At 64.6% G+C, this 21,583-nt stretch carries 15 protein-coding genes; 13 read left to right on the top strand and 2 right to left on the bottom strand.

All coding sequences use genetic code 11. The annotated features are described in order from the left end of the window. Positions 1-204: 204 nt before the first annotated feature. Both ACJ7C5_RS15970 and recG read left to right on the top strand, forming a co-directional pair. Positions 205-591 carry a RidA family protein gene (locus tag ACJ7C5_RS15970; RefSeq protein WP_005410875.1) on the top strand — a complete coding sequence of 129 codons (387 nt, stop codon included), beginning with the start codon at positions 205-207 and terminating at the stop codon, positions 589-591. Between the two features lie 7 nt (positions 592-598). Continuing rightward, the gene (recG, locus tag ACJ7C5_RS15965) at positions 599-2,710 is read left to right on the top strand and encodes an ATP-dependent DNA helicase RecG (protein WP_412704438.1); all 2,112 of its coding nucleotides are present in this window, start codon (positions 599-601) and stop codon (positions 2,708-2,710) included. A gap of 116 nt (positions 2,711-2,826) precedes the next feature. Here the strand turns inward: recG and ACJ7C5_RS15960 are convergent, their stop codons facing one another. Then, the gene (locus ACJ7C5_RS15960) at positions 2,827-4,155 is read right to left on the bottom strand and encodes a Fic family protein (protein WP_412704437.1); all 1,329 of its coding nucleotides are present in this window, start codon (positions 4,153-4,155) and stop codon (positions 2,827-2,829) included. Positions 4,156-4,381: 226 nt separating this feature from the next. Between ACJ7C5_RS15960 and ACJ7C5_RS15955 the strand changes: the two genes are divergently transcribed. The 5 genes from ACJ7C5_RS15955 to ACJ7C5_RS15935 all read left to right on the top strand — a co-directional run bounded on the left by ACJ7C5_RS15955 (position 4,382) and on the right by ACJ7C5_RS15935 (position 9,253). Beyond that, the gene (locus ACJ7C5_RS15955) at positions 4,382-5,320 is read left to right on the top strand and encodes a nucleoside hydrolase (protein ID WP_032127836.1); all 939 of its coding nucleotides are present in this window, start codon (positions 4,382-4,384) and stop codon (positions 5,318-5,320) included. 88 nt (positions 5,321-5,408) lie between these two features. After that, positions 5,409-5,651 carry a type B 50S ribosomal protein L31 gene (locus ACJ7C5_RS15950; RefSeq protein WP_010484049.1) on the top strand — a complete coding sequence of 81 codons (243 nt, stop codon included), beginning with the start codon at positions 5,409-5,411 and terminating at the stop codon, positions 5,649-5,651. 296 nt (positions 5,652-5,947) lie between these two features. Further along, on the top strand, positions 5,948-7,225 hold the full coding sequence (locus ACJ7C5_RS15945; protein ID WP_093999557.1) for a citrate synthase: 1,278 nt from the start codon (positions 5,948-5,950) through the stop codon (positions 7,223-7,225). Positions 7,226-7,516: 291 nt separating this feature from the next. Then, positions 7,517-8,590, top strand: coding sequence for a hypothetical protein (locus ACJ7C5_RS15940; protein WP_412704436.1), 1,074 nt, complete (start codon positions 7,517-7,519; stop codon positions 8,588-8,590). Positions 8,591-8,890: 300 nt separating this feature from the next. Next, positions 8,891-9,253: a NirD/YgiW/YdeI family stress tolerance protein gene (locus ACJ7C5_RS15935; RefSeq protein WP_088026985.1), complete on the top strand. Its 363-nt coding sequence runs from the start codon at positions 8,891-8,893 to the stop codon at positions 9,251-9,253. 55 nt (positions 9,254-9,308) lie between these two features. On the opposite strand, the gene ACJ7C5_RS15930 is transcribed toward ACJ7C5_RS15935, so the two are convergent. Continuing rightward, positions 9,309-10,082, bottom strand: a complete 774-nt coding sequence (locus ACJ7C5_RS15930) for an AraC family transcriptional regulator (protein WP_412704435.1) — start codon at positions 10,080-10,082, stop codon at positions 9,309-9,311. A gap of 93 nt (positions 10,083-10,175) precedes the next feature. Between ACJ7C5_RS15930 and ACJ7C5_RS15925 the strand changes: the two genes are divergently transcribed. From ACJ7C5_RS15925 to ACJ7C5_RS15900, 6 genes are all read left to right on the top strand, one after another. After that, positions 10,176-10,940 (top strand): alpha/beta fold hydrolase, encoded by a 765-nt coding sequence (locus ACJ7C5_RS15925; RefSeq protein WP_412704434.1) that lies wholly within the window; start codon positions 10,176-10,178, stop codon positions 10,938-10,940. Between the two features lie 310 nt (positions 10,941-11,250). Then, complete coding sequence (locus ACJ7C5_RS15920) at positions 11,251-11,751, top strand: CS1 type fimbrial major subunit (protein ID WP_412704433.1); 501 nt, start codon at positions 11,251-11,253, stop codon at positions 11,749-11,751. Positions 11,752-11,813: 62 nt separating this feature from the next. Further along, positions 11,814-14,546, top strand: coding sequence for a TcfC E-set like domain-containing protein (locus ACJ7C5_RS15915; protein ID WP_412704432.1), 2,733 nt, complete (start codon positions 11,814-11,816; stop codon positions 14,544-14,546). Continuing rightward, positions 14,543-15,679 carry a CblD like pilus biogenesis initiator family protein gene (locus ACJ7C5_RS15910; protein ID WP_412704431.1) on the top strand — a complete coding sequence of 379 codons (1,137 nt, stop codon included), beginning with the start codon at positions 14,543-14,545 and terminating at the stop codon, positions 15,677-15,679. The genes ACJ7C5_RS15915 and ACJ7C5_RS15910 overlap by 4 nt, the downstream gene beginning before the upstream one ends. Positions 15,680-15,697: 18 nt before the next feature. Further along, positions 15,698-16,405 (top strand): hypothetical protein, encoded by a 708-nt coding sequence (locus tag ACJ7C5_RS15905; protein WP_412704430.1) that lies wholly within the window; start codon positions 15,698-15,700, stop codon positions 16,403-16,405. Positions 16,406-16,465: 60 nt separating this feature from the next. Further along, entirely contained in the window at positions 16,466-21,553 is a 5,088-nt protein-coding gene (locus tag ACJ7C5_RS15900; protein WP_412704429.1) for an ESPR-type extended signal peptide-containing protein, read from the top strand. Positions 21,554-21,583: the final 30 nt, after the last annotated feature.

The raw sequence follows: 21,583 nt of genomic DNA, 5'->3' as shown, positions 1-21,583 counted from the left end.
GGGGTGCCGTGGGTACGCCGCATGTACCGCTACCCGGTTTGTGCCGGCCGCTGGCCGGCAACTTCGCGATGCTTCCGACGTTCATGGGTTTGCCGGCCAGCGGCCGGCACTACCAAAGCGGCGCGGTAGATCCACGCCATGCTTGGATGCGCCCCCACCCGGTACAATCAGCGCTCTGTTTTCCCCCAAGCACCGGAGCGACCCATGTCCCGCCAGATCATCAACACCGAAAAGGCCCCCGCCGCCATCGGCCCGTACTCGCAGGCCGTGCGCGCCGGCAACACCGTGTACTTCTCCGGCCAGATCCCGCTCGACCCGGCCACCGGCGACATCGTCGGCGCCGGTGACGTCGAAGCGCAGGCCCGCCGCGCCTTCGACAACCTCAAGGCCGTGGCCGAAGCCGCTGGCGGCTCGCTGGACAAGGTCGTGCGTCTGGGCCTGTACCTGACCGATCTGGGCGAGTTCGCCAAGGTCAACGCGGTCATGCAGGACTACTTCCAGGCCCCGTACCCGGCCCGTTCCACCATCGAAGTCTCCGGCCTGCCGAAGGGCGCCAACTTCGAGGTCGACGCGGTGATGGTCATCGACTGACCGCCACGTGGCACGCAAGGCGGCGGTCACCCCGGTCCTGTCACCGTCCGGCGAAGCATCCCTGGCGATGCTCGCCGGCGTGGGTCCGGCCGTGGCCGCCAAACTGCAGGCGCGCGGCCTGGCCACCCTGCAGGACCTCTGGCTTCATCTGCCGCTGCGCTATGAAGACCGGACCCGGCTGACCCGCATCGAAGACCTGCGCAACGGCGTACCGGCGCAGGTGGAAGGGCGGGTGGTCGCGGTCGAGCGCGGCATGCGCTACCGGCCGATGCTGAAAGTGGCGGTGGAAGACGAAGGGCAGGGCACCCTGGTGCTGCGCTTCTTCCACTTCCGCCAGCAGCAGGTCGGCCAGTTCGCAGTCGGCAACCGGCTGCGCTGCTTCGGCACGCCCAAACCCGGCCACCTCGGCCTGGAAATCGTCCACCCCAGCTACCAGGTGCTGGGCCGCAATGACGATCCCGAACTCGGCGACCGCCTCGACCCGGTGTATCCCACCGTGGAAGGCGTTGGCCCGATGACCATGCGTAAGCTGATCGGCCAGGCGCTGGACCGCCTGCCCGAGGAAAGCACGCTGGAACTGCTGCCCAGCGGCTGGCTGGATGGCCTGGGCCTGCCGTCACTGCGTAGCGCGCTGCTGACCGTGCATCGGCCGCCGCCGGATGCCGACCTGGCTGCGCTGGCCGCCGGCACCCACCCGGCGCAGCGTCGCTTGGCAATGGAAGAGCTGCTGGCCCACCACCTCAGCCTGCGTCGCCAGCGCATCGCCTTGCAAGCACACCATGCGCCGCCGTTGGCCGGTCCCGGCAAGCTGGCCAAGGCGCTGCTGAAACAGCTGCCGTTCGCGCTGACGGGTGCACAGGCGCGCGTGTTCAAGCAGATCCGCGAAGACCTGGCGCGACCCAGCCCGATGCTGCGGCTGGTGCAGGGCGACGTTGGTTCCGGCAAGACCGTGGTTGCCGCACTGGCCGCGATGCTGGCGGTGGAGCAGGGCAAGCAGGTGGCACTGGCGGCCCCCACCGAACTGCTGGCCGAACAGCATCTCAACAACCTGCGCGGTTGGCTGGAGCCGCTGGGCGTGCGTATCGCCTGGCTGGCCGGCAAGGTCACCGGCAAGGCGCGCGCCAAGGTGATGGAGCAGGTCGCCAACGGCGAAGCGCAGGTGGTGGTCGGCACCCACGCGCTGATGCAGGAAGCGGTGGTGTTCCAGGATCTGGCCCTGGCCATCGTCGATGAGCAGCACCGCTTCGGCGTGCACCAGCGGCTGGCCCTGCGCGACAAGGGCGCGGGCGGCAACAGCGTGCCGCACCAGCTGGTGATGACTGCCACGCCGATTCCGCGCACGCTGGCGATGTCCGAATACGCGGACCTGGATGTGTCGGCCATTGACGAACTGCCGCCGGGCCGCACGCCGGTGCAGACCGTCGCACTCAACAACGATCGTCGTCCCGAGCTGATCGAACGCATCGCGCTGGCCTGTCAGGAAGGGCGGCAGGTCTACTGGGTGTGCACGCTCATCGAGGAAAGCGAAGAGCTGGATGCAACGCCGGCGCAGGCCACCTACGAGTCGCTGCAGGCGCTGCTGCCGGGCGTGCGCGTCGGGCTGGTGCATGGCCGCCTGAAGGCCGCCGAGAAGCTGGCGACGATGGTGGCGTTCAAGGCCGGCGACATCGATCTGTTGGTGGCGACCACGGTGATTGAAGTGGGCGTGGATGTACCGAATGCCTCGCTGATGGTGATCGAGAACGCCGAGCGCCTCGGCCTGGCGCAGCTGCACCAGCTGCGCGGCCGCGTGGGTCGTGGTTCGGCGGTATCGCGCTGCGTGCTGCTGTACCAGGCACCGCTCTCGCAGATGGCGCGCGAGCGCCTGCAGACCATGCGCGAAACCAACGATGGTTTCGTCATCGCCGAAAAGGATCTGGAACTGCGCGGTCCCGGCGAACTGCTGGGTACCCGCCAGACTGGCCTGGCCGGCTTCCGCATTGCCGACCTGGCCCGCGATGCCGGCCTGCTGCCCGGCGTGCATGACCTGGCCGAGCGCCTGCTGGACCAGCAACCCGCGCTGGCCGATCGCGTGGTGCAACGCTGGATCGGCACCGCCGTGCGTTACGCCTCGGCGTAAGTGGTGGGGTCAGAGCCCTTTGCATGGCAAAGGGCTCTGACCCCATGCCCTGGCGTTCATCCACGGCGCATTGGTGGGTGTGGACCTTGGTTCACACATCCACGCATGGCGTGGATCTACAGCGCCAAACGTTCCGACAGGCCGGGAAGCACGAGATACTCGGAGGCCTTCCCGACGCGCTCTTTGCTGACAAGCCCGGAAGCCACCAAGCCGTTCAGATCCTTCAACGCGGTCGGATAGGTAATGGTGTGTGCCGCCTGGTGGCTGGCGACGGTGTAGGTCCGGTCAGGATCCTTCAGCGCGTTGGCCAGCAACGCGCGTTGACGATGATTGAGAGGCACACCGCCAAGCCGGGCGGTTCGCAGCACGCGTCGCGCTGCCTGATCCTCTGCATGCTTCCTGGCGATGTAGGCATGCAAACCCTGGATCGATTGCTCAATGGCCTCCAGTTGTTGCGCCACGAAGTAGCCAAGATCGCAGTTGTCGCTTTCGGTGTAGAGGTAGGCCCGCATGTACTTGCCTGGGGATTTCTTCAGCACGCTGGAAATGGAGAAATACTCGGTCATCCAGTACCCAGCATTCATCATCGCCCAGTAAAACAGTGCGCGGGCCGTACGGCCATTGCCATCCACGAAAGGATGGTCATAGCCAATCTGGAAATGCAGTGCGATGGCTTTGGCGACAGGATGGATGAATGGTGTGCTTTCTTCATTGATGAACGTGCACAGCCGCTCGATCCGTGCAGGCACTTCCTCGGCCGGAGGAGGGATGTGCAGCAGCGTAGGTGGTGAGCCGCGATCGAAGATCGCAACGTTGTCTTCGGCGGTTCTGAAACGCCCGCTGTCGGTTGGCAACTCCAGTGTGCCGTCGGTGAGGATGCTGTGCAGCTCCAGAATCTCGCCGGGAGTGATCGGGCGTATGCCGCGCTCGCGGATCACGTTCATTGCCGCATAGTTGTTGTAGATCATGCGCTCGGACTGGTCGCGCGGCGCACGGCCCGTGCTCAGCATTTCCTTCGCCACGGCCCGCGTGGTCGAGGCGCCCTCCAACTGCGATGAGGTCATGGCTTCCTCAATCAGCGAGCGGATGAGGAACCGTCCTTGCCCGCTGGCGGCATCCACCCCCTTCACCGAGCCTGCGGCCTCCCGGTCGATGTAATGCAGGTGCCGCTGCATCGAATCGGTGAGTGCGAGCTTGAAGGGTTGCTGGGTCTTGTCCAGCAACAGCGGTAGCGGCTTCAGCAACGCCGCGCGCGTCCACGTGATACCCAACCACCATTGTTCTGCGTTCAGGCCTGCCGGTGGCATTCTATGGCGCACCTTGTCCCAGTGCTCATAGGCGCCGTTCACCTCGGGCCCGATCCGGGCGTCCAGGATGGTACCGAGGGTCTCGATGTACTTCCGGGTAAGGGTTGCCAGATCGGGAGCTGGTGTGGGCAGCTTCATGGTCGTTTTCTATAAAAAATGCATAACTTTTTATAGCAAATGATGTTGAGCGCTCCAAGCGTGCCCAATCAAAATCTGTTCATGTTCGTGAGTGAGTTGGGCGGGCCGATAACGGCGAGCAACGGATCCGACCCTCTCCCCGACACCATTTGCCGTTGGGACAGGGCGCTCTTGCAACGGTCATCATCCCGGTCCACACTTCGTTGCCGATCTGAAGACGGCAACGATGACCCACAAGATCCCCCTGTTGATCGACACCGACCCCGGTGTGGACGACGCCCTGGCCCTGCTGATGGCCTTTGCCGATGAACGGCATGACGTGGTCGCCCTGACCATCGCCGCCGGCAATGTCGGCCTGCAGTACACCGTCCGCAACGCCCTCAAGCTCTGCGACATCGTCGGCCGCGCCGACGTGCCGGTGTTTGCCGGTAGCCCGGATCCCCTGCTGCACCCCTCCGTCGACGCCGCCCACGTGCATGGCCGTGACGGCTACGGCGACGTCGATCTGCCGCCGCCGAGCCGCCAGGCTGAAGCCGAGCACGCCGCACTGGCCATCCTGCGCCTGTCGCACGAGCACGCCGGCGAACTGATGCTGGTGATGCTTGGCCCGCTGACCAACCTGGCACTGGCACTGAAGCTGGACCCGACCCTGCCCGAGCGCATCAAGCGCATCGTGGTGATGGGCGGCGCGGTCACCTGCCACGGCAACATCACCCCGGCCGCCGAATTCAACATCGCCTTCGATCCGGAAGCGGCGCACGTGGTGTTCACCTCGTTCAAGCACCTGCTGGTGTCGGACTGGGAGGCTACCGTCGCCCATGGCCTGCCGCTGCAGGACGCCGAGAAGTGGCTGCAGGCCGATTCCGATCGCGCCCGCTTCTACGAGCTGATCTCGCGCAAGACCCGTGGCCTGTCAGAAGACAGCAAGGGCGGGCGCTGGTACACCGCCGATGCGGTGGCCATGGCCTGGGCGCTGAACCCGGAAGGGCAGCTGCAGGTCGAATCGCGTCCGCTGAACGTGGAGCTGAACGGTACGTTCAGCCGCGGCGCCACCATCGTCGACTGGAACCGCCAGACCGGCCAGCCGGACAACTGCGATCTACTGATGGCCTACGACCAGCAGCGTTTCGAGGCCTTGGTGCGCCAGGCCCTGGGCGCCGACTGAAGTTGATTGACCGGCACCGGTTGCCCCGAGCGGCAACCGGTGCTTATAATGCCGCTCTTGACCACCAGCCCATTTACGGTGTGAGCCCATGAAGGCCGATATCCATCCGAACTACCGCGACGTCGTCTTCCATGACGTCACCTCCGATTTCAAGATCCTGACCCGCTCGACCATGGCGACGAAGGAAACCATCAAGTGGGAAGACGGCAACGACTACCCGCTGGTGAAGGTTGAAATTTCCTCGGCTTCGCACCCGTTCTACACGGGCAAGCACAAGGTCATCGACACCTCGGGCCGTATCGACAAGTTCCAGAAGCGCTACGCGCGCTGATCTGTCGATCCAGCTTCGAACCGACGGCCGCGCTCTGCGCGGCCGTTTGTTTTTCCCCAACGCCTACCCAACGGGCGTTTGGATGGACGGAACACTGCGTTCGTGTGACAACGCTTTTGCCGATCCGGGCCGCTCAACGGCCGGCGTCTGGCCGCCTGTCGTATACGACTTCTGTCTAGCGCCGGGCAAATGCTGCTGTGCGATAATGACCTGATCCCCGGCACAGGCCGAGGACGTCATTCACGTGCCTGACCAATGCGCTTGGGCAGGCGCCTTCCCATGAAGGAGCGCACACAGTGTCCGATCTTGATCAGGTCACGCTCAACGCCGGCGATAAGTCGGTCGTTCTGCCCGTCATCAAACCCACCCTTGGCAACGACTGCGTCGACATCGCGAAGCTGACCAAGGAAACGGGGTATTTCACCTACGATTCCGGTTTCACCGCGACGGCCAGCTGCAAGTCCGCCATCACCTACATCGACGGCGACAAGGGCGTGCTGCTGTACCGCGGCTACCCGATCGAACAGTTGTCGGAAAAGTCGAGCTACGTCGAAGTGGCCTACCTGCTGATCAACGGCGAGCGCCCGAGCGCCGAGCAGCTGAAGGCCTTCACCGACGAGCTGGCGGCTGAAGCCAACGTCGATGCGTCGATCAACACCCTGATCGGCAGCTTCGCCAAGGACGCCCATCCGATGGCCATCCTGACCGCCGCCATCGCGCAGCTGTCGGGCATCTACCACGCCTCGCTGGACCTGTCCGACGCCGAACAGCGCCGCCAGGCAGCCGTGCGCCTGATCGCCAAGGTGCCGACCCTGTCGGCACTGATCTACCGCCACGGCAAGGGCCTGCCGGCCAACAAGCCGGACACCTCGCTGGACTACGTCAGCCGCTTCCTGAAGCAGACCTTCGAGTCGGCTGATGGCCAGTACGATCTGAACCCGGACGTGGTCAAGGCGCTGGACCTGCTGTTCATCCTGCACGCCGACCACGAGCAGAACGCCTCGACCTCGACCGTGCGCCTGGTCGGTTCGACCGGTGCCAACCCGTACGCGTCGGTCGCCGCTGGCGTCACCGCGCTGTGGGGTCCGGCCCACGGCGGTGCCAACGAAGCCGTGCTGAAGATGCTGGAAGAGATCGGCAGCGCCGACAACGTCGAGTCCGCCGTGGTCAAGGCCAAGGACAAGACCTCCGGCTTCCGCCTGATGGGCTTCGGCCACCGCGTGTACAAGAACTTCGATCCGCGCGCCAAGGTCATCGGCGAGATGACCAGCAAGGTGCTCAAGCAGCTGGGCGTGCAGGATCCGCTGCTGGACGTGGCCGTGAAGCTGGAACAGGCTGCGCTGCAGGACGAGTACTTCGTCGCCCGCAAGCTGTACCCGAACGTCGATTTCTACAGCGGCATCATCTACAAGGCGCTGCAGATCCCGACCGAAATGTTCACCGTCATGTTCGCCCTGGGCCGTACCTCCGGCTGGGTCTCGCATTGGCTGGAACAGCAGGTTGATCCGGAAATGAAGATCGGCCGTCCGCGCCAGGTCTACACCGGCAGCGACGTGCGCGACTACCAGGGCTGATTGCCCGCGTAGGTTGTGCCGAGAACGCCCCGCATCCGCGGGGCGTTTTTTTTGGAGCGGACCTGGTAGGTGCGGACCGTTGGTCCGCACGATTTCGGCGCCCGCGAAAAATCATCCACGCATGGCGTGGATCTACCACCGCATCCGCCTTCGGTAGCTGCCAACCTTGGTTGGCACGCTCTTCACCGCGCCAAGACCGCGTGATTCAAGGGTCTCGCCAGCTTCACAAGCGCTCGCGCAGCCTCAGGACGCCAGCTGCATCCGCAGCATCTGATCCGGAGCGTCCGTCCCATGAGTACCCGATTCGACCCGCCCGAGCGCGGCCCGCTCGGCCCTGACGTCGCCACTGTCGTCACCGCCCCCATCGTCGCCGCCCCTCCAGGCGAAAGCGCCGTGTCCTGGGGCGCGATCTTCGCCGGCGCCGCCGCTGCCGCTGCACTCTCCCTCATCCTGCTGATTCTCGGCGTGGGCCTGGGGCTGTCCTCGGTGTCGCCGTGGTTGTTCGAAGGCGTCAGCAAGGAAACTTTCGGTTGGTCCAGCATCATCTGGCTCACCTTCACCGCGCTGGCGGCTTCGGGTCTGGGTGGCTATCTGGCAGGACGCCTGCGTACCAAGTGGACGCAGATCCACGGCGACGAAACCTACTTCCGCGATACCGCACATGGCTTCGTGTCGTGGGCGGTGGCCACGCTGCTCACCGCCGGTCTGCTCACCTCGGCCATCGGCGGCGTGCTCGGCACGGGCGCGAAAGTGGCCGGCGCCACTGCAGGCGCCGCTGCCTCCACGGCAGGCGTTGCCGCCGCGGGTGCCGGTAGCGCCGCCGCGGCTGCGCCGGAAGGCGACCTCAACTACTGGGTGGACTCGCTGTTCCGCAGCGCCACCAGCGCAGGGCCGTCTGATCCTGCAGCGCCGCCTCCGCCGGGTGCGCCGATGGATCCGAATGCGGCACCGCCGCCGCCGGCCGCAAGCGTCGGCCCGCGCGACGCGCGCATGGCCCCTCCGCCGCGCCCGATGCCCGGCAATGGCCCGATGGGTGATCGTCGCGAAGTGCGTGCCGAGGTGAACCGCATCATCGTCAACAGTCTGCAGGGAGATGGCCTGGATCCGGCCGACACCCAGTACCTGTCCCAGCTGATCGCGCGCGAGACCGGCATGAGTCAGGCCGAAGCGCAGGCGCGCGTGACCGATGTGCAGACGCGCATGCGTGCTGCGCTGGAGAAGGCCAAGAACGCCGCCAAGCAGGCCGCCGACGACGCCCGCAAGGCAGCAGCGTATGCCGCGCTGTGGCTGTTCATCACGCTGCTGATCGGCGCGTTCTTCGCCAGCCTCAGCGCCACCTGGGGCGGCCGCCGTCGCGACCTGTAACCCCCGTTCCATGCAAGGAGACCTGCCATGAAAATGATTCTGCTCTGGTTGTTGGGCGTACCGATTCCGCTGCTGATCCTGTACGCGATCTTCTTCTGATCGCGCGCCAATGCGAGGTCCACGCATGCGTGGATGGGTATTTGTAGAGTCGAGCCGTGCTCGACTCTACAAAACCTTGCTTCAGGATCTGAACGAATTCTGACACTGAGTGTCGCTTTCACATCTTTTCGGATCTATTGCATAGGCATTACATCCGGGGCGATAGAACCTGAGGACACTTACTCAGCCATGGAGACCACCATGAACCGACTGCTTGCCATTGCCCTCATCGCCACGCCGCTCACCCTGTTGAGCCCGCAGGGGTTCGCGCAGTACACCGGCCCAGGCGCAGGAACCGCTGCCAGCACCGTGGCCGATGCGCGCGCCCAGCGCGATGACCACCCGGTGGTGCTGCGTGGCACCCTGGTCGCCAAGCTTGGCCACGAGCGTTACCAGTTCCGCGACGCCAGTGGCCAGATCGAAGTGGAGATCGATGACGACGACCTGCCGCCGCAGGCCATTGGTGCGGACACCGTGGTGGAACTGCATGGCAAGGTCGATACGCATCGGTTCAAGCCGACCGACATCGATGTTGATCGCGTCACCGTGGTGCCTGCAGGCTGAGGCGCGCGCGCATTGCGACAAATGCAAAATGCGGCAACCAGACATCCATCCGGCACTACACCTCGGAGTACTGGCTCGGCGAACACCCCAGTTCGCGCCGGAACGCGGCAGAAAACGCGCTGGGGCTCGCATACCCCAGGTCCAGGGCCACGCGTGTCACCGCCTGCCCCTGGCCCAGCCGTTCGATGGCTGCCAGCAGGCACACCTGCTGCCGCCACTCGGCGAAACTCACTCCGGTATCCGCGCGGAACGTCCGCGTGAACGTGCGCCGGCTCATGCCTGCATCCGCAGCCACCTCATCAAGCCCGATGGCGAGCGAGGGCGCATCGAACAGCGCCCGGCAGACGCGCGCCAGGCGTGCATCGGCAGGCAACGGCGCATGCAGGGAAAGCATCGGCATCGACGCGATCTCCGCGACCAGCAACTGCATCAGCTTGCCCGCACGCCCGTCCTCGTCGTACAGCGCGGGCAGGTCCACTGCGCCTTCCAGCAGCTGCCGCAGCAACGGCGAAACGGCATACACGTGGCACTGCGCCGGCATCGTCACCGCAGCAGCGGCCTCGATGGAAAGGAAGGCGTTGAGCATCGTCACCGGCCCGCGCATCGTCATCTCGTGGGCCAGCCCGGCGGGAACCCAGCAGGCGCGCTGTGGCGGCACCAGCCAGCGCCCCTGCGGTGTCGTCACGCTGATGGTGCCGCGCGCGGCGAACGCGAACTGCCCACGTCGATGGGCATGGCGGGGAAAGGTGGACGATGCTGCGTAATCGTTCGAGGTGACCACGACATCGCGCGGCAGGTCTTCATAGGGATCGAGCAGTGAATTGCGCATGGCCCGGATTCTATAGTGGTTGCCCCGTCATCGACGGTGGGCCGGGCCTGCATTGCCTAGCATCAATACTCTTTCTGACTGCGGCAATTCTTCATGGCCAACACTTTTCATCGCGTGGGGCAGGGGCCTCACTCCGTCCTGGTTCTGCACGGTTGGTTCGGCGATGCACGCGCGTTCGAACCGATCGAGCCGTGGCTGTCACGCGACCACTTCAGCTACATCTTCATGGACTGCCGTGGCTACGGCGGCATGCGCGATGTGGCGGGGCAGTACAGCATCGACGAAATCGCCCGTGACGCACTCTCGCTCGCCGATGCACTTCAACTGGCGACATTCAGTGTAGCGGGGCATTCCATGGGAGGCATGGCGATCGAGCGCATTGCCGTGCTCGCGCCCCGGCGGGTGCGGTCCATGCTGGCCATCGCGCCCGTTCCCTGTGGCGGCATCGCCTATGACGCATCCACGCGAGGACTTCTGGAGAGCGCTGCCGGCAGCGTGGCCAGCCGAAGGACCATCATCGACCGCAGTACTGGCGGCAGGCTGCCTGCAGCCTGGCTGGATTGGAAGGCCCGCTATTCAATGGAGCACTCCGCGCCCGACGCGTTTGCTGCCTATCTAGCCGCGTGGGCAGATACGGATTTCAGCGACGAGATCGTCGGCGAGCACCGGTTGAAGGTGGTGGTGGGTGGGAATGATCCCACTTTCAACCGATCACTGATGGAGCGCACCTATCTGCGCCGCTACCGGCAGGCCACGCTGCAGGTTCTGGACAATGCAGGGCACTACCCGATGAATGAGACACCCTTGGCACTGGTTGCAGCCATGGAGTCCTTTTTGTTGTCATTGCCCAAGAGGTAGCGTCGACTTTCAGGCGACTCGCGCGCGCCACGCGAACAGCAGTCGAGCATGACTCGACTCTACAAAGGTGAAGCAATGAGATTCTTTGCATTTACCGAATGAGGGAAATTGCATAACCCTCAAACATTGAGCGCCTTCAAGAATCCTTCTTAACGTTCAACGTTTTAGGAATGCTTGCATGGCCTGCAGGACAATGGGTTCCTAACATTCTCTCCGTCGCCCGCAACCACCTCTGCGGGCGGCGCCTCCCTCCCTTTCTCCTTTGGGGAGGGGGGCTTTCTCATTCCCCCTTGTCCGAGAGAGACAACCCATGCACGCCATTCTCAAGAAGGCCGCGCTCGCTGCAGCGCTGGTCACGGCTTCGCTGTCCGCGCACGCCGTGGAAACCAAGATCACCGTCTATGCCGACGTCGACCCGACCCTGGCCCTGCTGCGTGATGACGGCAGCGCATTGCCGGACGCCGTCACCCTGACCCACGATCCGCTGCGTGGCCTGATTCCGGACACCCAGCACGTGCGCATCCACTCCAACGATGACACCGCCGATATCGAAGCCAAGATTGGTGGTGCATTCGTGCTGGCCAACGGTGACGGAACGGTCACCGTGCCGATGAAGGTCAGCCTCAACGGCCGCGATCTGGGCCTGACCCCGATTGAGTACGCTGCGGCCGATCTGTTCACCGGTGCCGGCTCGACCCCGGGCGCTTCGATCTCGATGCCACTGGTCATCGCGCAGACCGCTCCGGCACCGCTGACCACCCAGGGTCGCTACGCAGGCGTCGTCAACATCGTGCTGAACCAGAAGCCCTGATTCAACGCGGTTCCTGCGCCGGCCCCTGACTCGGGCCGGCCGCTTCTCCAGCGGTACCCCCGATGACCCCACACGCCCCCGCCATCACCCGGCTGGCGGTCGCGCTCGCCCTGGCGCTGGCAACGCCGCTGGCGGCGGCGCGCGGCGTCCCGCCCGGCTTCGAAGATCTGGTCGAAGGCCAGACCGAACAACTCGACATCCAGCTGTTCGGCCGCTCGGCCGGGCTGTCGCCGGTGCGCGTGACCTTGGAACACGTACAGCTGGAAGATCCAGCAAGCGTGCTGCAGGCGCTCGACCTCCCGGCCGAGGCGCAGGCCGCGCTGCTGCCCGCGTTGTCGCAGCCCATGCTGCGCAACAGCCATCTGGCCTGCCGTTTCGGCGGCGCCACTGCCGGCTGCGGCTATCTCGATCCACCGGAGGACCCCGCCGCCGTGCGCGCGCTGTACGACGAGGGCGAGGGCGCGGTGCGCCTGTTCGTTGCCCGCCAGTGGATTCCGGGCAAGCCGGCTGCCGAGCGCTTCCACACCGTCAGTGCCAACGCCGAGAACGCCTTCCTGCACCAGCAGGTGATCAATGTGAGTGGCAGCCGCGACTACCAGACGCTGTCCGCGCGTGGCACCGGTGTGCTGGGCCTGTTCGATCGCGGGCATGTCTCCGCCGAATGGAACTTCAACCAGCAGCGCTACCGCAGCCGCGGCAGTGACAGTGAATTCCAGTTCGACAACGTCTACTACCGCCACGACCTGGGGCAGGCGCACTACCTGCAGGCCGGGCGCATGGACCGCCGCAACCTGTCCAGCCCGCAGGGCGGCACTTTCAGCTTCAGCATGCTGCCGCTGGACCGCCTGCAGGGCCTGCGCGTGGGCACCACCCAGGCCTACGTGGATGCCGATGCCGCCGTGCAGGCCACGCCGCTGACCGTGCTGCTGGCACGCGACGCACGCGTGGATGCCTACGACGGCACGCGGCTGCTGCAGACCTCCTACCTGCAGGCCGGCATCAACCAGATCGACACCCGCAACTTCCCGTTCGGCAACTACACCATCACCCTGCGCATCTACGAAGACGGCGTGCTGGTGCGCAGCGAAGACGCGCCGTTCGACAAGGGCGGCGACTGGACCAACAGCCAGTGGCAGTGGTTCGTGCAGGGCGGCAGGCGCAACGAGCGCCGCAGTGACCGCTTCGATGGCGAACGCGTGGCGGTGGCCGGCATGCGCGTGCCGCTGGGCCGCGACGTGGCGATGGTGGCCGGCGCCGCCGACCTCGGCGGCTTCCGCTATGGCGAGCTGCGCGTGGACCTGCGCCGCCTGTACGCCACCCAGGAACTGCGCGCCAGCTTCGGCGGCATGCGCGGCAATGATGGCAGCACCGGCCAGCAGCACCAGCTCTCGTACCGCCGCACTGCGTCCTGGAACATCTACCAGCAGCGCATGCGCGGCAAGGCCTGCCAGTTCGAGGCCGACGCCCGCGACCAGCTGGGCTGCACCAACTCGCTCAGCGCTTCGATGGCGCTGCCGCTGGCTGGTGGCAGTGCCTATGTGGGCTACACGCGGCGGCAGACCTGGCGCGCCGGGCGCGAGCTCCCCGGTGCAGAGGGCGATCCGCTGGCCGGGCTGGACCCGCTGCTGCCACCGCCACCGCCGTGGCAACCGCGACGCGAGCCGCAGCTCAGCCGCACCTGGCAGGCCAGCTTCAGCCGCAGCCATCGCTGGCAGGATTTCAGCGTCTCCACCCGCGTGGGTGTGTGGCAGCAGCGCGCCAGCGACAGCCTGCGCGGCAGTGACCAACGCGACCGCGGCATCTACTTCAACCTGAGCCTGACCCGCCTGCTGCGCGGCACCGCCGGCAGCGGCCAGCGCCGCTACAGCGTGGACGTGCGCCAGCCGCAGCACCAGCGCCCGGACATCAACTACAGCATCGGCCACAGCCTGCGCCAGGAAGTCGATGCACAGTACCGCGAGCTGTCGGCCGAACTGCGCGCCAACAACAGCGACCGCTACAGCGCCACGCTCAGTGGCCAGCTGCAGAACAGCCTCGGCCAGAGTGGCGCCACGCTGGCGCACTACCAGCAGCGCGGTCGCAGCGAGACCGCCTACAGCGGCATGCACAGCTCCGGCTTCGCACTGGGCAAGCGCGGCTTCTACTGGAGCGGCAGCAACGGTGCAGACGCCGGCTTGGCCGTACAGGTGGCCGACACCGACGACGTTGACCTGCGTGGCGTGGCGGCCGAACTGCAGGTGGGCGGCCTGCGCCGTCAACGCCTGCAGATTGGCGAGCGCCGCTTGCTGCCGTTGTCGTCGTACCAGTCGCACCGCGCCGAAGTACAGGATGCCAGCACGCTGGACAGCATCGCCGCCATCCGCGTGACCGGCGTGGGCGGTGCACGGCCGATGTTCCTCAGCCCCGGGCGGCTGATGCGCATGCCAGTGCCGATCGAGGTGACCTACACCTTCATCGGCAACGCCAAGGATCTTGCCGGAGCGCCGCTGGGTGGCGCCCGCATCCTCAACGCGCCGGTGCCCGGCACCAGCGCCAACGGCGGCTTCGTCGCCGATTTCCCGCGTCGCGAGACAACGCTGTACCTGCTGCAGGACGACCGCCTGCTGCACTGCCCACTGCAGGTGCGCGAGCGCCGCCAGGTGGTGCTGCTGGTCGGCGCCGTGCACTGCGAGCCGCTGGCCGTGGCCCAGCTGCCGGCGGAGATCCGCCAGCAGGCCCGTGTGACCCGCCTGCTGCAGGAACGCGCCTTGATTGCCGCCACGCCCCAGACCGCTGCTGCAGGAGGAACGCCATGAACCGGCGTGTGTTGTTGGTGTTGATGCTGGTGTGTGCGCTGGTGGTGCTGGCGCCGAGGGCGTGGGCACAGCGCCCACCCGATACGGATCCGCCCAGTGGTGTGATTGCGCACGATATCAAGATGGCGTGGGATCGCTCGGTGATGCCGGGGGATATCGAGATCATGCCGCCCAAAGCACTGATTGCCTACGACCCCGATCCTGACAAGCATTATGGGAAGCTCTACCTGACCTGCACCTCTCGCTCGGATTCTTCAACCGGTCGTTGTGAGACGGAAGACATCGCGTCTCTAGAAGCGAATGGAACTCCAATTCCTCTTCGGTTTCAGGAGCAGCGCGGTGGCATGACAAGAGATCTCACGATCGCTGGCGCGATCTATCGCGCGGATACCACTCAGCGATGTAGCACGGATTTCTGGCGAGTGCTGCTCTATCGGCTGGAATCTTCAGAATCTGGCAGATGTGGCTCGGACATTGCGGGTGGAACTGGGTTAGGGCTACTGCTTGACACGAAGGAGCTATCCAATCTCGTCGCTGGAACCTGGCGAGGAACGCTTGAGCTCCAACTTCGAAAGCCGCCAGCTCAGCATCTGGCAACTTACGTATTCAACTTCGATTTCACCGTCACCGATTACGACGCCATCTCGATCTACTTCCCCGGCTTCGACGGCGTTGCACCTCTGGTCAACATGGACCTGCGCTACGACCCCATCCGCAAGGTCGTCGCCGGGCGCAAGGACGTGGACATGTGCCTCTACGACGGCGTGGGTTCGCAGAGCGAATTCCTCGGCGTCACCGTGCGCGACAGCGGGCCGCGCCCGCCGCCAGGGCGGGACTTCGCGGTCTGGCATCAGGATGGCGGCAGCGACGATACCCAGCGCCTCGACTACCAGGTCGGCCTGAACTACGGCGGCAACCTGCTGGCGATGAAGCATGGCGAGGAACAGCTGCTGCGCGGCATCGACAGCGCACAGCTGCGCATGGTGCTGCTGCCGGGCATCAGCCAACCCGTGTACTGCGTGCCCACGCCACTGACGCTGAAAACACCGCCCACGCCCATCGCCAGAAAACGCCCCGGTCTCTACGACGGCGAGCTGACGGTTGAGCTGCGCGTGCCGACCGCCAAACCCTGATCCCCATGGAGGCTCATCATGAAGAAGCTGCTGTTCTGCCTGTTGCCGCTGAGCGCACTGCTGGTCCCGCCGGCACAGGCCAATCTGTCCATTCATCCGATGCGTGCAGCGGTGGACGCCAAGCACGGCACGAAGATCCGCGTGTACTCGCAATCCACCCAGCCGCAGTACGTGCAGGCGCGGCTGCTGCGCATCAACAACCCGGCGCAGGTGGGTGAGGAAGAGATCGAAGTGGAAGCGGCCGATGCGGCGATTGCCATCACGCCCGGCAAGTTCGCACTCAGCGGTGGTGGCAATCGCCTGATCCGGGTGATCCCGCTGCGGACCGTCGAGAAGGAGGCGGCCTACCGCATCTACTTCGAGGGGGTGAAAGGTCCCGATGGCACGGTCCTGGAAGGCGATGAACAGGCGGCGCAGGCCAACGTCGGCGTCAGTCTGGTCTGGGGCGCGCTGGTGAACGTAGTGCCCGCCAAGGGCAGCGTGGATCTGCAACTGCAGGGCAACACCCTGCGCAACACCGGCACGCTGCGTGTGGGAATCACCGGTGCTGCCGAGTGCAGCGCCGGTGGCGTGTGCACGCCGCTTGAGCTGTCCAGAAGTCTCTACCCAGACGCTGCGCTGACCTTGCCGTTCCAACTCCGGCCGGGCAGCACCCTGCAGCTGCAGTACCGACTGTCGAACGACAGCTATCGCGATCACGTAACGACCCTGGCGCCGAGCGCCTGACCTTCTATTGCCCCGCGCACGCGCGGGGCTTCATTTCCCTTGTCCTGTTAAGGAAAGAACATGAATCACATCTATCGTCGTATCTGGAGTGCCACCAAGCGTTGCTGGGTGGTAGGAAGTGAGTTGACCAAACGCGCAAGTGGCAGGAGGCGTTCGATCACCGGAGGGTCCGGTGTTGCACTGCTGCTGTTCTCCACCAGCGTTATGGCTGTTGAGAATGCCGACAAAGAGCACTCTGGCGATAGGGCTGAGTTGACGTGGGAAGACCAGACGAAAACTGTTCAAGCACGAGACTATTCTGCTGGTCCCCTCATGATGCCCGATGGCCTGAATGCGGGAATCTCTGCGACATCGATCACTCCCCAGTCGACGCACTATCAATTCGCGATCGTAAACGACGTCGCCTACCGGGACTCCACAGCTACCGGAGATGATACGGTCGTCGTCGGTTCGCGCTCCACCATCTCGGGGAAGCGCTCAGTTGGTTACGGTAACGGTATTCGTTCAACCGGCGAGTTCAATGTGGCGATTGGAACGAATGCCAAGATTGACCATTGGTACGCCACCGCAGTGGGTGACGGCGCATATGCCGGCGGTGGCTTTGGCGCCACGGCTTATGGCAATGGTTCGCGAGCCGACGGCGGCAACGCGATTGCAATTGGTAGCGGCTCGCGGGTAGCTACCGGGGGCGGCATTGGTGGCATTGCGCTGGGGGGAGACGCCCGTGCCGGTACCAGTGGCTATTCGGGAGCTATCGCTATAGGCAACAAGTCCACTGCGTCCTACGACGCAATGGCAATGGGCTATGAAGCAAGCGCTTCCATGTCGGGATCTGTGGCATTGGGTGTGCGCTCGGTCGCCAACGAGGCGAACACGGTCTCTGTTGGCAACAGCAGTACCAAGCGCCGAGTAGTGAATGTGGCAGACGCGCGGCTCAACAGCTTGAGTTCGGACGCGGTGACGGGCAAGCAGCTGAATGCCACCAATGGCAATGTCACCGCCGCACGTTCTGTGGCCGACTCCGCGAAGACAAATGCCGACAATGCACTGAGCAAGGCGAACACGCTGGGTGGATTGCTGAGCCAAACATCCGCATCTGGCAATGTCCGCCTGGGCGGCAGTAACAGTGGTGCTGTGCTGGACGTCCGCAACAGCGCTAACGCCAACCGCAAGATCACCGGCGTGGCAGACGCCACGCTAAGCACCACAAGCGCTGATGCTGTGTCGGGCAAGCAGCTTCATGCCACCAATACCAAGCTGGGTGTCGTCGAGAAGACTGCAGATGCTGCGAAAGCGGGCGTGTCAGCGGTACGTGCCCTTGCCCAGGCCGCCACGAATCGCATCGATGCGACGACCTTGGCTCTGGGTAGAGGTGCAACCGCAGAGAACGGCAGCTTCGGCATCAGCACCGCACTCGGCAACAATGCCAAAGCGTACAACGGCCGCAGCGTAGCGCTGGGTGATGACGCGCGCGCCGGCGTGGATGCGGATGGGAACAAGGTGGCCAACCAGAACGCGGGTGTCTCGGTCGGTGCCGGAACCCGTAGCGCCAACGGCGCGGTTGCAACCGGCTTCCGTGCAAATGCAAGCGGCAACTTCTCGATTGCCGTAGGCGGTGATGCCAAAGCCCAGGCTGAGCACGCTACGGCGGTTGGCTATCTGAGCAAGGCAGGCGCCAGCCAGGCAACGGCACTGGGGCGTGGCAGCGAGGCAACGGCGCAGTTCGCCAGCGCGCTGGGCAATCTGGCCAAGGCTACGAACACCAGTTCCGTGGCGCTGGGTGACCGCGCTCAGGCTTCACATGAGAATGCCGTTGCGCTGGGTGCAGGTGCAGTGACCGCTTCGGCCAATTCGGTATCGGTTGGCAGCGCCAGCAGGAAGCGGAAGATCCAGTACATCGCCGATGGCGTAGTGGGGGCCGGCAGCACGGATGCCATCACCGGTAACCAGCTTCATGCCACCAACCAGGCCGTGACCAAGGCCCAGACGGCAGCTGACGGCGCGACGACCACCGCCAATGCCGCAAAGGTGGAATCGGGCAAGGCACTGGCCGAGACGGTGGTGCTGGGTGGCCTGGTCAACCAGACCGCTGCCAATGGCAGTGTTCGTCTGGGCCAGAAGAACAGTGGCACGCAGCTGGATGTGCGCAACAGCGCCAATGCGAACCGCAAGGTTATGGGGGTTGCCGACGGGGCCATCAGTGCGACCAGCAACGAGGCCGTGACCGGCAAGCAGCTCCATGAAACCAACGCGAACGTGACTGCGGCCCAGACGGCAGCCACCGCGGCGAAGGCCAGTGCGGATAAGGCGTTGGCTGAAACCGGAGTGCTGAGTGGTCTTGTCGGTCAAGTCGCTGTCAACGGCAACGTTCGTGTTGGCGAGAAGAACAGCGGCACCGTGCTGGATGTGCGCAACAGCGCGAATGCGAATCGGAAGCTGACCGGCGTGGCCGATGGTGCGGTCAGCGCCAGCAGCTATGATGCTGTCAACGGCAGGCAGCTCAATGCCACCAATGACAAGGTGGCGACGGTGGAGGGCATTGCCAGGTCTGCGGGCACGGAAGCTGTCGCCGCAAAGGGGGATGCAGCCAAGGCGCTGGCCGAGACAGCGGCGCTGGGCGGGTTGGTGGCGCAGGTATCTGCATCTGGCAATGTGCGCTTGGGCGAGAAGAACAGCGGTACAGTACTGGACGTGCGTAACAGTGCAGGTGGAAGTCGGACAATCACTGGAGTTTTGGATGGTACGTTGAATGCAGACAGCTCGGATGCGATCAACGGAAAGCAGTTGCATGCGGTGAGTGAAGTTGCGAATGGAGCTAGACGCTCAGCACAGGAAGCTATTGATCGAATTGGATCGATTGCGGAACAGTCCAAGTTCTTCCAGGTCGGCAGTGGTGGGCCGGACCAAGGTGCCAAGGCAGGCTTGGTAGCGGTTGCTATTGGAGACTCTGCCGAAGCCTCGATGACATCGGAAGGGGCTGTTGCAGTTGGTAGTTTTGCGGCTGCTCTAGCGAAGAATTCGGTATCACTGGGCCGAGCTGCTTATGTTGATGCTGCTGCAGAGAATGGATTTTCGCTCGGTGTGTTTTCAAGCGTTGAGGCGGGCAACGGTGTGGCGATAGGTGCAGGGAGTGCCGTCGAGAAGACTGCTTCGAACAGTGCGGCTATTGGTGCGGGTTCTGTTGCTGCCGAGGTTAATGTTGTTTCATTCGGAGCCGGATTGCTTCAGCGTCGTCTCGTAAACGTCGCGCGCGGTACGGCTGACCACGACGCTACGACCGTTGCCCAGCTCAACGATTCCCTCGCCATCCTCGGCGGCGGCGCAGGCATGGATACCAATGGCAACATCATCGCCCCGACCTACACGGTGCAGGGCGGAACGCAGAGCACCGTCGAGGATGCGCTGACGGCGCTCGATGGCGCCGTCACCACCGCCGGCCTTCGTGCGGACAAGGTGGAAGGTCAGCTCAGCTCGATCTTCCAGGATTCACCTTCGGCGCGTACCGATGGCATGAGCCAGATTGCGCTGAATGGCGTGAATGGCATGGTGCTGACCAATCTTGCCGACGGCCGAGTGGCCCCAGGAAGCCGTGATGCCGTAACCGGCAACCAGCTCTACGCCGCAGAGCAGAAGATCTCGCAGAATCGGAATGATCTGGAGGCGATGCGCAAGGAGCGGGAGATGGGGCAGCAGGCAATGCGTGGGTTGGATGCGAGCGTCATCGACTACGGTGGTGCGCGTTTGACTGGTGTGGCTGATGGCTCCATTTCGGCAGATAGTCGCGACGTCGTTACCGGCCGTCAGCTGTTTGGTGTTAATGATCGGGTATCTCGGATGGAATACCAGAACCGCTTCTTCAAGATCAATACGGATGAGCTCAGTGAAGACGCGTCCGCTGGCTTCCTCGGAGTGGCGATTGGTGATTCTGCGCGAGCAGGAATTGACGGTGGAACTGCAATCGGGTCCTACGCCGCAGCGCTGGGAGTGAATTCGGTTGCTCTTGGACGTGGGTCTTGGGTCTCCGAAGAATCGAGGGGTGGCTTCGCCGTGGGCGCTGGTGCTCAGGTATGGGAGCGCAACGGCATGGCCATTGGTGAAAGTGCAATTGTCCTCAAGGGTGCGGATGGGTCCCTCGCATTGGGAGCTGGTGCGGTGGCTACTGAGAGTGGTACGGCCTCATTTGGTAGTGAGGGTGTTGGACGCCGCCTCGTAAACATCGCCAACGGCACGGCCAACCACAACGCCGCCACCGTCGGCCAGCTGCGCGGTGCGCTTTCCGCCTTGGGCGGCGAGGTGGACGCCCAAGGCAACATCGTCGGCCCGCGCTTCAATGTCCAGGGCCACGCGCAGTCCACCTTGAATGGCGCACTTGAAGCACTGGATGGTGCGGTCGTCACCAACACCTCGCGCGTGGACAAGGTCGAAACCCAGCTCCGCTCCGTCTTCCAGGACACCCCCTCGGTCCGCGCCGACGGAACCAACCAGCTCACCCTCGCCGGCGCCAACGGCATGGTCATCTCCAACGTGGCCAACGGCCTGATCGCGGCCGGCAGTCGCGATGCGGTCAACGGTGGCCAGCTGCATTCGATGCAGCAGCAGCTCAATGGCCGCATGGATGGGCTGGAGCAGCGCATCGACGATGCCCCGGCACCGCGCGCACTGGCGTCGTCCTCGGTGCCGAAGCCGCAGACCGAGGAAACTCCGGTGATGCCGGAAGGCAAGGACTCCCAGCAGGTCGCTTCGGTAGGCGAGGGTGACAAGCCCGCACCACAGCCGAAGGCCAACAAGGACGACTCGCCGAAGCCGCAGGTGGACACCGCCGAGCTGGAGAAGATGCTGGCCCGCGCCAACGAGTACACCGATGGGGCGATCAGCAACTTCGAGCGCCGCCTGGACAAGATGGACAAGCGCTTCAACCGCATGGCCGCGATGAGTAGTGCGCAGACGGCGATGGCGATGAACACCGCCGGCCTGGCCACCTACAACCGCCTTGGTGCGGGCGTGGGTTACAGCGAGGGTGAGTCGGCGATGGCGGTGGGTTACCAGCGCGTGCTCAACGAGAAGGGCTCAGCCACCTTCAGCCTCAATGGGGCGTTCACCAACAGCGGTGAGCGCAGCATGGGCGTCGGTGTGGGCATCGGCTGGTAAGCCATGGAGCCCCGGCGTGACGCGCGTAAT

It is taken from the genome of Nocardiopsis yanglingensis (assembly GCF_045809185.1).
GTDB classification, from domain to species: Bacteria; Pseudomonadota; Gammaproteobacteria; order Xanthomonadales; family Xanthomonadaceae; genus Stenotrophomonas; species Stenotrophomonas yanglingensis.
This window is presented reverse-complemented; position numbering and strand designations above follow the sequence as displayed.